The organism is Dinoroseobacter sp. S375, from assembly GCF_049800775.1.
Lineage (GTDB): Bacteria > Pseudomonadota > Alphaproteobacteria > Rhodobacterales > Rhodobacteraceae > Dinoroseobacter.
The window spans coordinates 697,990-712,531 of the sequence record NZ_JBNAFR010000001.1; the positions used below are offsets into that span (position 1 = coordinate 697,990).

Sequence of the window (14,542 nt, forward strand, 5' to 3'; positions counted from 1 at the left end):
TCTCTTTTTTTTTCTTTTCCCCTTCTCCCGGGGGGGGGGGGCGCCGGGGCGGGGGCCCCCCCCCCCCAGGACCCCGCCCGCCCCATGAAAGGACCTCTCCATGGCAAGCTATGACGTTATCATCATCGGTTCCGGCCCTGGCGGCTATGTCTGCGCCATCCGTTGCGCGCAGCTCGGCCTGAAAACCGCCTGCGTCGAAGGGCGCGAAACTCTGGGGGGTACCTGCCTGAATGTGGGCTGCATCCCGTCCAAGGCGCTGCTCCATGCCTCCCACCAGCTGCACGAGGCAGAGCATAACTTTGCCAAGATGGGCCTCAAGGTCGCGCCCAAGGTCGACTGGAAACAGATGCTCACCTACAAGGACGATGTGATCGGCCAGAACACCAAGGGCGTCGAATTCCTGTTCAAGAAGAACAAGATCGACTGGCTCAAGGGCTGGGGCTCGATCCCCGAGGCTGGCAAGGTCAAGGTCGGCGACGAGGTCCATGAGGCCAAGCACATCATCATCGCCTCGGGCTCCGAGGCGGCCTCGATCCCGGGCGCCGAGGTGACCATCGACGAGAAGGTCGTCGTGACCTCCACCGGTGCGCTTGAACTGGGCAAGATCCCCAAGCGGATGGTCGTTGTCGGCGGCGGCGTGATCGGGCTGGAGCTCGGATCCGTCTATGCGCGCCTCGGCACCGAAGTGTCGGTCATCGAGTTCATGGATGGCATCACCCCGGGTCAGGACATGGAAGTGGCGCGCCAGTTCCAGAAGATCCTGACCAAGCAGGGGCTGAAATTCATCCTCGGCGCTGCCGTGCAGAAAGTGGCGGCCACCAAGACCAAGGCGACCGTCACCTACAAGATGCGCAAGGATGACAGCGAGGAGAGCCTCGAGGCCGATGTGGTGCTCGTCTCCACAGGTCGCAAGCCCTTTACAGAGGGGCTGGGCCTCGACGCGCTCGGCGTGCAGATGACCGATCGCGGCCAGATCGCCACCGATGGCAGCTACCGCACCAGCGTGGCCGGCATCTATGCGATCGGCGATGTGATCGATGGCCCGATGCTCGCGCACAAGGCCGAGGATGAAGGCATGGCCGTCGCCGAGATGATCGCCGGTCAGCACCCCCACGTGAACTATGATGTCATCCCGGGCGTGATCTACACCCATCCCGAGGTCGGCAGCGTCGGCAAGACCGAAGAGCAGCTCAAAGCCGAGGGCGTAGAGTACAAGGTCGGCAAGTTTTCCTTCATGGGGAACGGGCGGGCCAAGGCGAATTTCGCCGCCGAGGGCTTCGTGAAGCTGCTGGCGGATGCCAAGACGGATCGGATCCTCGGGGCCCATGTGATCGGTCCCATGGCAGGCGATCTGATCCACGAGGTTTGCGTGGCCATGGAATTTGGGGCCGCGGCCGAGGATTTGGCCCGGACCTGCCACGCGCATCCGACCTATTCCGAGGCCATGCGCGAGGCCGCCCTTGCCTGTGGCGACGGGGCGATCCACGCCTGAGCGACGCGCAAACCGACCAAAGACAAAGCCCCGCGCCATGGCGCGGGGCTTTGGATTTCTGGCCTCCGGCGGGGATATTTCCGGACTTAAGTCAGACCGGCTCAAACCGACAGGCAGATATACTTCATCTCGAGATACTCCTCGATCCCATGATGGGAGCCTTCGCGCCCCAGACCAGATTGCTTGATCCCACCAAAGGGCGCGCTCTCGGTCGAGATGATGCCCGTGTTCACGCCGACAATGCCGTATTCCAGTGCTTCGGACACCCGGGTGATCCGACCAACATCGCGGGCGTAGAAATAGCCTGCGAGGCCGAAGATCGTGTCATTGGCCATGGCGATGGCCTCCGCATCGGTCTCGAACCGGAAAAGCGGGGCGACCGGGCCAAAGGTCTCTTCCTGCGCGACCTTCATCTCCTGGGTGACCCCGGTGACCACGGTCGGCGTGAAGAATGTGCCGCCCAGCGGGTGCGGCTCGCCTCCGGTGATCACGTCACCACCCTTGGCACGCAGATCGTCCAGATGGTCCTGCACCTTTTCCACAGCGGGCATGTTGATGAGCGGGCCGATGGTCACCCCTTCCTCAAAGCCATCCCCGACCTGCAGCGCCTCGACCGCCTTGGCGAGTTTCTCGGCGAAGGCGTCATAGACCCCGTCCTGGACATAGATCCGGTTCGCGCAGACGCAGGTCTGCCCCGCATTGCGGAACTTGCAGGCCATGGCGCCCACCACCGCCGCATCCAGATCCGCGTCATCAAACACGATGAACGGCGCGTTGCCGCCCAACTCCATGGAGCATTTCTTGACCTGATCCGCCGCCTGCGCGAGCAGGATCCGCCCGACCTGGGTCGAGCCGGTGAAGGTCAGCTTGCGCACCGTATGGTTCTCGCAGAATTCCTTGCCGATGGCGGCGGAATCGTTGCTCGGCACCACCGCAAAGAGCCCTGCCGGGATGCCCGCGCGCTCTGCTAGCACCGCGAGTGCCAGCGCCGAGAGCGGCGTGTCCTCGGCGGGCTTCGAAATGAACGCACAGCCCGCCGCCAGCGCGGGGGCGGCCTTGCGGGTGATCATCGCCACGGGGAAATTCCAGGGCGTAATGGCACCCACCACCCCTACGGGCTGCTTGATCACCTGGATCCGCGCATCGGGCAGATGGGCCGGGATGGTCTCACCATAGATCCGCTTGGCCTCTTCAGCGAACCACTCGACAAAGGAGGCGCCATAGCCGATCTCGCCCTTGGCCTCGGCCAGGGGCTTGCCCATCTCGGCTGTCAGGATCCGCGCCAGATCCTCGGTGTTCTCGGTGATCAGGTCGAACCAGCGGCGCAGCACGTTGGCGCGGTCCTTGGCGGTGCGCGCGGCCCAAGCCTTTTGCACCGCATCCGCGGCGACGATGGCACGGGCGGTCTCGGCGCGGCCGAGATCAGCCACCTCGGCGATCAGATCGCCCCGGGCCGGGTTGCGCACGGGGAATGTCGCGCCATTGTCGGCCTCGATCCAGTCGCCGCCAATATAGGCGCGCGTTTCCAGCAATGTCGCATCGCTGAGCTGCCCGCGCAGATCAGTCACGGTATCAAGCATTCTGGACCCTCCCTCGTCACTTGTGCCAGACCAAGAGCTAGCCGCGCGACGCGGTAAGGACAAGAGCGAGGAGCAGAGCCGATGGATTGGAACGCCGCTTATGACAATGCCGGGTTCATCCCCGAGGCCGCCGGCTATCTGACCCGCTGGCCGGCGGAGGCGGCGGCGTTTCGGGAGACGGCGCAAGCGCGGCTCGACATCCCCTATGGCGATGAGCCGCGCGAGGCGTTCGACCTTTTCCTGCCCGAGGGGGCGCCCGAGGGGCTCGTGGTGTTCGTCCATGGCGGCTACTGGCGGCGGTTTGACCGGACGGACTGGTCGCATTTCGCCGCCGGCTCCCTCGCGCGGGGTTGGGCCGTGGCCATGCCGAGCTATCCGCTCTGCCCCGAGGTGACGATCCCCGAGATCACGGAGTGCACACGGCGCGCGATCGAGGCTGCAGCGGCCGAGGTTCCGGGGCCGATCCGCCTCACCGGGCATTCGGCGGGCGGGCATCTGGTCGCGCGCATGCCTGCCGCGGGCCTTGCGCCCGAGGTGCTGGCGCGGGTCGCGCGGATCCTGCCGATCTCGCCAGTGAGCGATCTGCGGCCTTTGCTGAAGATCGATCTGGTCGAGACCCTGCGGCTGACACAGGAGAGCGCCGCAGCCGAGAGCCCGCGCCTCGCGCCCGCGCCGGGCATCCCCGTGGATGTCTGGGTCGGGGCCGAGGAGCGCCCGGTGTTTCTCGATCAGGCGCGCTGGTTGGCCGAGGCCTGGAGCGCGCGCCATCACGTCGCCACGGGTCGGCACCATTTCGACGTGATCGATGATCTGCGCGCGCCGGACAGCCCCCTCATGGCCGCGCTATTCGCCTAGTCGCTCTGCTCGATCCAGCAGGGCAGCACATCCTCGGGCGCTGGTCGCGCCGCATGAACGCCCCGGGCAATGGCGCGCGCCAGACAGAGCGAGGCTGCGTGCCCCAGAAGCAACGGGTCGGACATCCGTGTGCCCAGCGAGGCCGCGAAGACCAGATCCCCGTCCATTGGCGTGTGCGAGGGCACAAGCGCACGGGCCATCCCGTCATGGGCCGCCACCGCCATGCGCGTCGCCTGGGCCTGGGACAGCGCGGCATCGGTGGCCACGATGGCGATGGTCGTCGCGGTCCGCGCCACGCCCTTGACCGGCGGCAGGGCGGTCGGATCCGCAGCGCCGGTCCCCAGCCCGCCGAACTCATCCCCGATCTCGAAAGCTGCGGCCCAGAAATGACGGCTGCCGGGGATCGTCGCTGAGCCCAGCGCGTTCACCGCCACCAGCGCCCCGACCGTCGCCCCATTGGGCAGCACCAGCGAGGCCGACCCGAGCCCGCCCTTCAGCGTCGCCGTCAGTGCCCCGGTCCCGGCCCCGACGCTGCCCAAGGCAAACTCCGGCGCAGCGGCCTCCAGCGCCTCGCGCCCGAGCCAGTTATAGGGGTTCATCATCCAGTCCTTGTCGCCGCCATTGAGCAGATCGAACAGGATCGCGGCGGGCACGATCGGCACGCGCTGTCCCCCGACATCGAACCCCCGCCCCTTGGCGCGCAGGGCGTCCGCCACGCCCGAGGCCGCATCGAGCCCGAGGGCCGAACCACCGGACAGGACCAGCGCATCCACCTGCTCCACCGTCTTGTCGGGGGCGAGCAGGTCCGTCTCGCGCGTGCCGGGCGCGCCGCCCATGACATGGACCCCGGCGACGAACGGCGCGGCGGCCGTCACCACCGTGACACCGGATTTCAGCCCGTCATCCTCGGCATTGCCCACCAGAAGTCCCGGAACATCCGTGATCAGGTTGCGCGCGCCCGGGCGCAGGGCCCCCGCACTCATGCCCGCCTCAGGGTGCCTTGGGCAAAGCCCAACGGGGTGAGGCGCGCGCTGCCCGGAAAGACGCCCGCATCGGGCATCAGGAGGACCAGCGTGTCGTCTTCATCCAGCGCCACCAGCAATCGCGTCACCGTCTCGGGTGGAAAGAACCCTTCGAGCCGCTTGCGGATCCCGCGATCCTGCAGCACCTCGATCTGGTCGAAATCGAGATTGGGCGCCTCGTCGAGCAGATGCGCAAAGACCAGCGGCTGGCTCTCGAAGGTGCCGGCAAACACCGCGATATCCGCGGGCAGGTCCTGCGGCGCGCTCATATGCAGCGCCCGCCATCGACTTCCATGGCGACACCCGTGATCATGCTGGCCTCATCCGAGCAGAGGAAGGCCGCCGCATTGCCCAGATCCTCGGGCTGCGAGAACCGGCCCAGCGGGATGGTCGACAGGAACTTGGCGCGCATCTCGGGCGTGTCCTCGCCCATGAAAGAGGCCAGCAACGGCGTCTCCCCGGCCACGGGGTTGAGCGCATTGACCCGGATGCCATGGGGGGCCAGCTCGACCGCCATGGCCTTGGTCGCCGTGATCATCCAGCCCTTGGAGGCGTTGTACCAGTTCAGGTTCGGACGCGGGCTGACCCCGGCGGTTGAGGCGATGTTGAGGATCGCGCCCGCCCCCCGCGCCTTCATGCCGGGCACGAAATGCCGCGCGGTCAGGTAGACGGATTTCGCATTCACCGCCAGCACCCGGTCGAACTCGGCTTCGGTCACCTCTTCCATCGGTTTCGGCAGATGGGTGATGCCCGCATTGTTCACGAAGATATCCGGCGCGGGATGGGCTGCGGCCAGTGCGGCGACACTGGTCCCATCGGCCACGTCCACCTCGGCAGCGATGCCCCCGAATTCCGCAGCCACGTCGCGCGCCGCCTGCAGATTGATATCCGCCACGATCACCGCAGCCCCTTCGGCCGCGAATTTCCGGACGATCCCGGCCCCGAAGCCGGAGCCTCCGCCGGTGACGATTGCGGTTTTTTCGGCCAAACGCATAGTGGTCCCTCCCCTTGGGACCAAGGTGCTCAGGAACCCGCGACCGCGCAAGCCGAAACGCAAAACGGGCGCGCAAATGCACGCCCGTTCGGTGTCGACTGGTCAGCCGTCAGGCGGCAACGGTGCCTTCCACGGCCTGCGCCGCGCGGCCGGAGCCGATGGCGATCCGGCGCGGTTTGAGGGCTTCGGGCACCTCGCGCTTGAGATCGATGTCGAGCATGCCGTTCACGAGGCTCGCCCCGGTCACACGGACATGGTCGGCCAGATGGAAGCGGCGCTCGAAGGCGCGGGTGGCGATGCCACGGTGGAGATAGCTGCGCTCAGCTTCGTCCTCGGGCTTCTTGGCGGTCACGACGAGGGCGTTCTCGCGCACCTCGATGCTCAGATCCTCTTCGCCGAAGCCCGCGGCCGCGATCGAGATGCGATAGGCATCCGCGTCGGTCTTTTCGATGTTGAACGGGGGGTAGCTCGGCTGGTTGCCGGCATCAGTCCGCATGACCCGGTCCACAAGATCGGCGAAGTGGTCAAAGCCGACGGTGGCGCGGTAGAGCGGGGACATATCAATAGATCGCATGGTCATCCTCCTGGAGCGATGTGCGTGGTTCAGGCCCCCCATCCGGGGCGACCCTGGTTGAAATACCGGACCCGTTTGGCGTCCGATGACATTGATCTGGGGATGTGGATTTGGGCTTTCAAGAGGGGTGCTGCGCCTCAAGGACGCAGAAATTTCGCCCCCGCCCCCTGCATGGCGCGGTCCCGCGTCAGGGTGCGGACCTTGGGGGCCTCGCGCTTGAAGACCCCGTCGGTCTCGGCCAGATGACCGCGCAGATCCTCGACCGCCGTCTCGACCTTGACCGCCAGGGCCACACGCTCCTGCTTGTAGAGCGATTTGGCCGAGATCACCGAAACCACCCGTGGCACCCCATTGAGCCAGGCCAGCACCGGTGCTCCGGAGGAGCCGAAATCCACATCGCAGGACAGGACCTGCACCGTATCCTCGCGCTCCAGCACACGGCAGGACGACTGCAGCGAGGGCACCTCCTCCCGGTCGCGGGCATAGGAGACCAGCGCCACCTCGTTGAGCCAGCGCGGGGTCTGGTCCACCACCAGCGGCGTGATGTTGGACTGCCGGATCGGCTGGGCCAGTTCCAGGATCGCCAGATCCGTGGCCACCCGGTGCAGGGTATCCGGCTCGCCGAAGATGTAATCGGGATGCACCGCCGCGCGGCGGATGCTGCGATAGGCCGCCGCCCGACCATTGCGTAGCCCGGGCTTGAAGGTGATGTCCTGCGCCCGCACCCGCTCACCGCTCTGCTTGTCATAGAGGCAATGGGCCGCCGTCAGCACGAGATCCATGCTCACCAGCGTGCCGGTGCAAAACCCCGTCCCGCCGATATCGAGCCGCCCGACCGCCTGATAGGCGCGCACGGCATCCGCCGTCTCCAGCGCCTCGAGCGGTTCGTCGGCCCGGGCGGTCCCGCCCAGAGCCACCAACAGGGCCAGACCACAGGCCTTCAGAAATGATGCCACACCAAACTCCGTCCTCGACCGACACAGGGTGGGCCCACCCTAATGCCGGTTTGGGGCGGAATTCAGGCAGCCTCCGCCGCGGTCAGGGCCCGCGGCTTGGGCCCCCCGGTCGCCCAATCGATCAGCTCGACCGTATGCACGATCGGGACCTGCGTGCCAGAGCCGATCTGCATCATGCAGCCGATATTGCCCGCGGCGATCAGATCCGGCGCCTTGGCCTCGAGCGTCTCGACCTTGCGCGCCTTGAGCTGGCCCGAAATCTCGGGCTGCATCAGGTTATAGGTCCCCGCCGAGCCACAACAGAGATGGCTGTTCTCCGGCTCGACCACCTTGAACCCGACCCGGCGCAGCAGGTCCTTGGGATAGGTCTTGATCTGCTGGCCATGCTGCAGTGAACAGGCCGCGTGATACGCAACCGTCAGCCCCTGGCTGAATTTCTCATGCTCGGGCACCTCGAGACTGATCAGAACCTCGGAGATGTCCTTGGCGATCCCGGCGACGGCCTCGGCTTCGGCAGCCAGCGGTTCATTGCGGAACATATGCCCGTAATCCTTGACCGTGGTGCCACAGCCCGAGGTGTTGATGACAATCGCATCGAGCCCCTCGCCCTGCATCTCGCGGTGCCAGGCCCGGATGTTATGGGCCGCCGTGGCATGGCTCTCGGCGGTCTTGCCCATATGGTGGGTGAGCGCCCCGCAGCAACCCTGACCCTCGGCGATCACCACCTCGCAGCCCAGCCGCCGCAGCACCCGGATGGTGGCATCGTTGATGTCGGTGTTCAGCGCCTTCTGGGCACAGCCCGTCATCAGCGCGACGCGCTTCTTGCGCGGCCCGATGGCCGGAAAGACCTGCGGGTCATCGTTGCTGCTGACCGGCGGGATGGTCTTGGGCGCCATCTCCAGCATGGCGCGCAACCGGGCATCGGGAACAAACCGCTTGAAGGGTTTGGCGATCTTCGCGCCCAGCATCGCCACCCGGAACCGCATCGGATAGGGCAGGATCCGCGCCAGGGTCCAGCGCAGGACGCGCTCGGTCAGGGGCCGCTTGTAGGTTTCTTCGATATACTCGCGCGCATGATCCACCAGATGCATGTAATTCACCCCCGAAGGGCAGGTGGTCATGCAGGCCAGACAGCTCAGACAGCGATCCACATGCTTGACGGTCTTCTCATCCGCCGGGCGCCCGGTCTCGAGCATGTCCTTGATCAGATAGATCCGCCCGCGCGGACTGTCGAGCTCATCGCCCAGCACCTGATAGGTCGGGCAGGTCGCCGTACAGAACCCGCAATGGACGCAATTGCGCAGGATGCCGTTGGAATGGGCCGTGGCCGGATCCTCGAGTTGCTCGGGGGTGAAATTGGTTTGCATGGTGCTTTCCCTGCTCTGCGGTCAGGCCATCAGGCCGGGGTTGAGGAGGCCCTTGGGGTCGAATTGCGCCCGCAGGCGGGTCTGGATCGCCGCAAGCGGGGCCGGTTCGGGCTGGAACACGGGCCGTGCCGCCCGGGTCTCCTCCCGGGCCCGGATCAGGGTCGCATGACCGTGGAACGGCTCCGCCCGAGCCGCAAGCTTGGCGCGCAGGTCGAGCCCGTCCGGCACCCGCGCCCAGATCAGCCCCCCTCCCCAGTCGTAGTAGACCGCTCCGCCAAGACCCGAGATCAGCGTACCCAGCGCCGGCCCGTCCGAAGGCTTGACCGAGATCCGCCAGATATCGCCCTCGGACCCGCTGAGCGGGGCGACGTCCCGCACAGCCTGCCAGAGCGCCGGTCCATCGCCCGACAGAGTAACCTCGCCATAACTCCCCAACAGCGCGCGCAGCTTGTCGCTGCGATAGCGCACCGAGGCTTCGAACCCCTCGATCCGCACGCAGGTTTCCGGCCCCGACGCCCCGGCAGGCAGATGCGCCGCGCCGGTCACCTCGTAAGGCGCGCCCAGCGCTGCCGACAAGGCCGCGACGGCGGCCGCGTCGGACAGGCCATGCACCACCAGCGTCGCCTCGGTCTCGGGCTGGGGCAGCACCTTGAAGCTCACCTCGGTCAACACCCCGAGCGTGCCATAGCTGCCCGCCATGAGCTTCACGAGATCATAGCCCGTGACATTCTTCATGACGCGCCCGCCATTCTTGATGACCTCGCCCTCGCCCGAGACAAAGCGCACCCCGATCAGGCTGTCGCGACAGGCTCCGGCCTGGATGCGGCGCGGGCCAGAGATATTTCCGGCCACTACGCCACCAATCGTCGGCGCGCCCTCTTGTCCAAAAAGCCCCCGGTGATCCATGGGCTCAAAAGGCAGGCGCTGACGCTCTGCCGCCAAAGCCGCCTCGATCTCGGCCACCGGCGTGCCCGCCTGCGCCACGACCGTCAGCGCGCCCGGCTCATAAAGCCCGATCCCCGACAGCGCGGCAGTGGACAGAACCTCCCCCGCCACGGGTTTCCCGATGGGTCGTGTCCCGCCCCCGCGCACGCGCAAGGGTGCCTCTGCAGCCGCAATCATTCCGGCCAATTCGGCCTCGCTCGTCGGTGCCAGCATGGGCCCGCCCCCTCATTGTTCTTGAAATACTCCGGGGTGAGGCGCGCATGCGCCGAGGGGCAGCGCCCCTTCCCCCTGCGGATCTCAGGCTGCGGCGTCCGGCTTCATGCGCCGCGCCTCGGTCACGTCCAGCGGAAACACCTTGGACGGGTTCAGCAACCAGGCCGGGTCGAACACGTCCTTGACCCGCAGCTGCATCTCCATATCCGAGCCGGTGAACTGGGTGTTCATCAGATCGCGCTTCTCGATCCCGACCCCGTGCTCCCCGGTCAGACAGCCGCCCACCTCGACGCAGAGCTTCAGGATCTCGGCCCCAAACGCCTCGCAGAGCTCCAGATCCCCCTCCTTGTTCGCATCAAAGAGGATCAGCGGATGCATGTTCCCATCCCCCGCATGAAACACATTGCCGACCTTCAGCCCGAACTCCTCGGACATCTCGCCGATCCGACGCAGCACGTAAGGCAGCTCCGAGACCGGGATGGTCCCGTCGAGGCACATGTAGTCATTGAGCTGCCCGATCGCGCCAAAGGCCGATTTCCGCCCCAGCCAGATCTTGGCGCTCTCTTCGGGCGACTGGCTCTGACGCAACTCCACCGGGTTATGCTTGCGCGCGATCTGCAGGATGACGCCCAACTGCTCATCGATCTCCGCCTGCGAGCCCTCGACCTCGACGATCAACAGCGCCTCGCAATCGGGATAGCCCGCCTTGGCGAAGTTTTCTGACGTCTCGATGCAGAGCTTGTCCATGAACTCGATCGCCACGGGCAAGACGCCCGCCTTGATGATGTCGGCGACACAGGCCCCGGCCACCTCGTTATCGTCAAAAGCGATCAGCGCCGGGCGCGCGCCCTCGGGCTTGCGCAGGATCCGCAGGGTCGCCTCGGTGACAACCCCCAGCTGCCCTTCGGAGCCGCAGATCACCCCCAGCAGGTCGAGCCCGCCCGCATCCAGATGCGCGCCGCCAATCTCGACCACGGTGCCATCCATCAGGACCATGGTCACACCCAGCAGGTTGTTCGTCGTCACCCCGTATTTCAGGCAATGGGCCCCGCCGGAATTCATGGCGATATTGCCCGCAATCGCACAGGCCAGCTGCGAGGACGGATCGGGCGCATAGAAGAAATCCTTTTCCTCGACGGCCCCGGTCACGCTCAGATTGGTGCGCCCGGATTGCACGCGGATGATCCGGTTCTCGTAATCGGTCTCGAGAACCTGGTTCAGCTTGGCCACCCCGAGGATCACGCTATCTGCCGTGGGCAGCGCACCGCCCGCCAGCGAGGTGCCCGAGCCGCGCGGCACGACGGGCACGCCCTCCGCATGGCAGATCTTGAGCACGGCAGCCACCTCCTCGGTCGTGGCAGGCAGAACGGCCGCGAGGGGCGGGCATTTATAAGCGGTGAGCGCGTCGCATTCATAAGCGCGCGTCTCATGGGGCTCGTGGATGACGGCGTCGGTCGGCAGAACCTCCTGCAAGAGCGCGACGATCCGGCTCTTCTTGGCCAGCACAGCCGCATCCGGCGTTGGCATCTCCATCAGATTTCCTCCTGATCCACGGGGCTCGCGCCCAATTGGTAATAATTTATAACCAATTTCCGCGATCCGGCAAGGTGTTTCTCATCTGATGCCCCAAAACGCAAACCGCGCGGAGGGGACCCCGCGCGGCTCGGTTCTCGTGATCCCCGCGGCACGCGCGCCGCGGGACAATCAATTTAAGGACTTACTCGGCTGTGGCCGCCTCGACCAGACCGCTGAGCATGGCGCTCATCCCGGCCTGGGCTTTCGCGGGCATCTCGAGCCCATGGCGCGCCATCACCGTCTCGGCCAGCCATTCACCGGAGTTATAGGCCACAAAGACCTCCCCTTCGCCGGTTTCATAGACAAGAGCGCGCAGGGGCAGATCGATGGCCAGCGTCGGCGCCTTCAGGAACATCGGCGTGCCCGCCTTGGGCACCCCGAAATAGAGAACCGTCGCCGCAGGCATCTGCAGATCAACGCCCGCTGCGGCCGCCTGATGGTCGATCTTGGCCAGCAGGGTCAGGTTCCGCGTCGCCATTTCGGCTTCGAGCTTGGCGATGGTCTCGGCGGCGGAATGGGCGCTCGGAACGGTGACGGGCGCGATGTCATCGGCCAGGGCGGGCCCGCCGAACCAGGCAAGGCAGAGGATCACGAGGGCGCGAATGGTCATGGGTCAGGTCTCCTTCAGGACTGTCTCTGAACCGACGCTATCGGCTCGGGCCCAGCGGCCACAACGGCCCCCACCGGAACGTGATCCAGCGTGGGCGAGCCCTTGCCGATGCGGCGTCTTTCCCATGAAAAAGGGGCACGTGTCGCCACGCGCCCCGGTCCTGAAAATGTCTTGTGGGTTAATGCGCCATTCCGATCGAGAGGAACAAGGTCTCGCCCGAATGGTCATCCACACCGTCATTGTCGGTGGAGATGAAAATCTCGCCCGCCTGCGTGATGGCCAGCCCCTCGACCTTGTCGAGCACATAGCCCCCCGTCGCGGTCAGATCCGGAAGCAGGTCGCGGACCAGCTCCTTGGATACGGTGGGGATGTCATCCCCGCCGAGCTTGCCGGGCACCATTTCGGCCACAGGCACCCGGTAAACCTTCTTGGTCACGGCCGCGCGCCCATGCTGGTTGTCGCGCTCGACGATGTAGACGTGATCGCCATGGGCGGTGATCTCGGACAGACCGACCCAACCCTCCGCCGGTGCCGCCTTGGGATAGAGCACCGCGCCCCAGTCGCCGGTTTCGAGATTGTAGGACACGAGCTTCACGTGATGCTCGGGATCATCCCGCCACTCGCGCTGCACCGCCATCCAGAGCGTCTCTCCAATCTTGGTGATCCCCTCGAAGCCAAAGCGCCGCTCCACCGCCATCAGTTCGGGCGGCAGGCCGATCTCGGCCTCGATCTCGCCATCCGCGCCGATGTGATAGAGCGCATGGGGCGTGACCCGGTCCGTGCGCCCTTCGGAGGCCACCCAGAACCCGCCTTCGCCATCCAGCGTGATGCCCTCCAGGTCCAGCTTCTGCGCCGGACGGCCCTTGCGCGTCACGGGCAGGGCCGAGGTGATCCGCGCCGGCGTGGTCGAGGCGTCGATGGTGTAGATGGTCGGCTGATAGCTGTAGAAGCTGTCATTCACCGCATAGATCGTGCTGCCTTCACCCGCGACCATGCCCGAAAGCGCGCCCCAACCGATCAGCTCATCCGCGCCAGCAGAGGTCAGATGCGGATAGGACGCGGGTGCGTCGGAATACTGGTAGAGCATCACATGGGCCCGGGCCGCCCCATCCTCGAGCCCGTCATACTCGTTCGCCGTCGCCAGCAGGCCGCGCGACGGGATCGCCACCGCGCCCTCGGGCGAGATCCCCGACGGCAAAAGCTGCGCCAGCACCGGCGCGGTCGGATCCGTCACGTCATAGACGCCCACGACCGAGGCCCGCTCGGCCATCACGAACACATAGGGCGTGCCGTCAAAGCTGCCGAACTCCATCCCCTCGGGCTCCACGCCCTTGGCGTCCGAACGCTTGTCCGGGTAATGGCCGATCTGCACGATGGCATGCTCAAGGGTCGCCCCGGTCTCGAAGAGCTCGGTACCGTCCTTGGCAAAGATCGTCATGCCGCGTGCGCCGCCATCCATGTCGCCTTCATTGGCGATGGCGAAATGGGTGGCGTCGATCCACTGGATCCCGTCCGGCTCGCGCAGACGGCCCGGCTGGCGCTCGGTGAAGATCAGCGCGCCGCGCTCGTCGGTGGTGTCAATCCTCTCAAGATCCACAGCCCCCGCCGAGAAATGCGACAGGATAGACCCATCGCGCGCCACCACGGCGATATGGTTGTTCTCCTGCAGGGTCACGACCGTCTCGCCTAGGCTGTTGATGTCGACGAACTCTGGCTCGGGATCCTCCCCGGCGATCTCCGCCAACCCGGTCAGGTCCGCACGGATCAGGCTGTCGCAATCAAGGCTGCCCTCCACCACATCGATCATCACCAGATCGCCCGCGGGCATCTGCGGCACGCGTCCGTCGCCCAGATCCTCGTCGCGCTCATTCTCGATCGCGATAGAGATGAAAGACCCGTCCGGCGCCTTGGCCGTGCTGTCGGGCTGCCCGCCCAGATCGCAGCGGGCAATCTCGGTCATGGTGGTCAGGTCGATGGCCTTCACCAGCCCCGAGGGCGCCGTATAGCTCTCGGAGGTGTTGATCCCCACGAACGCCGTGCTCCCGATGATCGAGACGGCGGTAGGCTCCCCGTCCATCGCCATGGTGCCCAGCGGTCTGGGGTTGGAAGGATCCGTGATATCGATTGCGCCGATCACCCCGGCGGGGCTGTCCGTATAGACCAGCGTCATGCCATCGGCGGTGGCATCGATGATCTCGGCAGAGGTTTCCTTCGGCACATCGCCGTCAAAATTCTCGGTGACCGGAAAGGACGCGATGCGGTTGAAATTCATATCGGCAGAGGCGGCACCTGCGACCAGGGCGAGGGCGGCGCTGCTCAGAAGACCAGTTTTTGTCATGACATTCCCCAAGGTTTGCGC

The 14,542-nt window shown here is 66.1% G+C and carries 13 protein-coding genes; 2 read left to right on the top strand and 11 right to left on the bottom strand.

What is annotated here, in order from left to right; genetic code table 11:
• The first annotated feature begins 100 nt into the window (after window positions 1–100).
• Window positions 101–1,492, top strand: a complete 1,392-nt coding sequence (gene lpdA / locus ACP150_RS03365; protein WP_424965128.1) for a dihydrolipoyl dehydrogenase — start codon at window positions 101–103, stop codon at window positions 1,490–1,492.
• Window positions 1,493–1,593: 101 nt separating this feature from the next.
• Here the strand turns inward: lpdA and ACP150_RS03370 are convergent, their stop codons facing one another.
• On the bottom strand, window positions 1,594–3,072 hold the full coding sequence (locus ACP150_RS03370) for an NAD-dependent succinate-semialdehyde dehydrogenase (RefSeq protein ID WP_424965129.1): 1,479 nt from the start codon (window positions 3,070–3,072) through the stop codon (window positions 1,594–1,596).
• A gap of 81 nt (window positions 3,073–3,153) precedes the next feature.
• Here ACP150_RS03370 and ACP150_RS03375 point away from each other — a divergent pair, with 81 nt between their 5' ends.
• Window positions 3,154–3,927, top strand: coding sequence for an alpha/beta hydrolase (locus tag ACP150_RS03375; protein ID WP_424965130.1), 774 nt, complete (start codon window positions 3,154–3,156; stop codon window positions 3,925–3,927).
• Here the strand turns inward: ACP150_RS03375 and ACP150_RS03380 are convergent.
• The 10 genes from ACP150_RS03380 to ACP150_RS03425 all read right to left on the bottom strand — a co-directional run bounded on the left by ACP150_RS03380 (window position 3,924) and on the right by ACP150_RS03425 (window position 14,521).
• A complete protein-coding gene (locus ACP150_RS03380) occupies window positions 3,924–4,910 on the bottom strand; it encodes a P1 family peptidase (RefSeq protein ID WP_424965131.1) in 987 nt (328 codons plus the stop codon). The genes ACP150_RS03375 and ACP150_RS03380 overlap by 4 nt on opposite strands.
• Entirely contained in the window at window positions 4,907–5,218 is a 312-nt protein-coding gene (locus ACP150_RS03385; protein ID WP_424965132.1) for a hypothetical protein, read from the bottom strand. Before ACP150_RS03385 ends, ACP150_RS03380 begins: the two co-directional genes overlap by 4 nt.
• Window positions 5,215–5,943, bottom strand: coding sequence for a glucose 1-dehydrogenase (locus ACP150_RS03390; RefSeq protein ID WP_424965133.1), 729 nt, complete (start codon window positions 5,941–5,943; stop codon window positions 5,215–5,217). Before ACP150_RS03390 ends, ACP150_RS03385 begins: the two co-directional genes overlap by 4 nt.
• Before the next feature lie 109 nt (window positions 5,944–6,052).
• On the bottom strand, window positions 6,053–6,517 hold the full coding sequence (locus ACP150_RS03395) for an Hsp20 family protein (RefSeq protein WP_424965134.1): 465 nt from the start codon (window positions 6,515–6,517) through the stop codon (window positions 6,053–6,055).
• 137 nt (window positions 6,518–6,654) lie between these two features.
• The gene (locus ACP150_RS03400; RefSeq protein WP_424965135.1) at window positions 6,655–7,473 is read right to left on the bottom strand and encodes a trypsin-like serine peptidase; all 819 of its coding nucleotides are present in this window, start codon (window positions 7,471–7,473) and stop codon (window positions 6,655–6,657) included.
• A gap of 62 nt (window positions 7,474–7,535) precedes the next feature.
• Window positions 7,536–8,840, bottom strand: a complete 1,305-nt coding sequence (glcF, locus tag ACP150_RS03405; protein ID WP_424965136.1) for a glycolate oxidase subunit GlcF — start codon at window positions 8,838–8,840, stop codon at window positions 7,536–7,538.
• A gap of 21 nt (window positions 8,841–8,861) precedes the next feature.
• Window positions 8,862–9,998 (bottom strand): FAD-binding protein, encoded by a 1,137-nt coding sequence (locus tag ACP150_RS03410; protein WP_424965137.1) that lies wholly within the window; start codon window positions 9,996–9,998, stop codon window positions 8,862–8,864.
• An 84-nt stretch (window positions 9,999–10,082) separates the two neighbouring features.
• Window positions 10,083–11,531, bottom strand: coding sequence for an FAD-linked oxidase C-terminal domain-containing protein (locus ACP150_RS03415; protein WP_424965138.1), 1,449 nt, complete (start codon window positions 11,529–11,531; stop codon window positions 10,083–10,085).
• A gap of 184 nt (window positions 11,532–11,715) precedes the next feature.
• On the bottom strand, window positions 11,716–12,183 hold the full coding sequence (locus ACP150_RS03420) for a DUF302 domain-containing protein (RefSeq protein ID WP_424965139.1): 468 nt from the start codon (window positions 12,181–12,183) through the stop codon (window positions 11,716–11,718).
• 178 nt (window positions 12,184–12,361) lie between these two features.
• The gene (locus ACP150_RS03425) at window positions 12,362–14,521 is read right to left on the bottom strand and encodes an esterase-like activity of phytase family protein (protein ID WP_424965140.1); all 2,160 of its coding nucleotides are present in this window, start codon (window positions 14,519–14,521) and stop codon (window positions 12,362–12,364) included.
• Between the last annotated feature and the right edge of the window lie 21 nt (window positions 14,522–14,542).

Coding starts and splice junctions, on each gene's coding strand:
- ACP150_RS03370 (WP_424965129.1), bottom strand. CDS start 3,072: ATGCTTGATACCGTGACTGATCTGCGCGGGCAGCTCAGCGATGCGACA.
- ACP150_RS03395 (WP_424965134.1), bottom strand. CDS start 6,517: ATGCGATCTATTGATATGTCCCCGCTCTACCGCGCCACCGTCGGCTTT.
- ACP150_RS03415 (WP_424965138.1), bottom strand. CDS start 11,531: ATGGAGATGCCAACGCCGGATGCGGCTGTGCTGGCCAAGAAGAGCCGG.
- ACP150_RS03390 (WP_424965133.1), bottom strand. CDS start 5,943: ATGCGTTTGGCCGAAAAAACCGCAATCGTCACCGGCGGAGGCTCCGGC.
- ACP150_RS03385 (WP_424965132.1), bottom strand. CDS start 5,218: ATGAGCGCGCCGCAGGACCTGCCCGCGGATATCGCGGTGTTTGCCGGC.
- ACP150_RS03420 (WP_424965139.1), bottom strand. CDS start 12,183: ATGACCATTCGCGCCCTCGTGATCCTCTGCCTTGCCTGGTTCGGCGGG.
- lpdA (WP_424965128.1), top strand. CDS start 101: ATGGCAAGCTATGACGTTATCATCATCGGTTCCGGCCCTGGCGGCTAT.
- glcF (WP_424965136.1), bottom strand. CDS start 8,840: ATGCAAACCAATTTCACCCCCGAGCAACTCGAGGATCCGGCCACGGCC.
- ACP150_RS03410 (WP_424965137.1), bottom strand. CDS start 9,998: ATGCTGGCACCGACGAGCGAGGCCGAATTGGCCGGAATGATTGCGGCT.
- ACP150_RS03375 (WP_424965130.1), top strand. CDS start 3,154: ATGGATTGGAACGCCGCTTATGACAATGCCGGGTTCATCCCCGAGGCC.
- ACP150_RS03380 (WP_424965131.1), bottom strand. CDS start 4,910: ATGAGTGCGGGGGCCCTGCGCCCGGGCGCGCGCAACCTGATCACGGAT.
- ACP150_RS03425 (WP_424965140.1), bottom strand. CDS start 14,521: ATGACAAAAACTGGTCTTCTGAGCAGCGCCGCCCTCGCCCTGGTCGCA.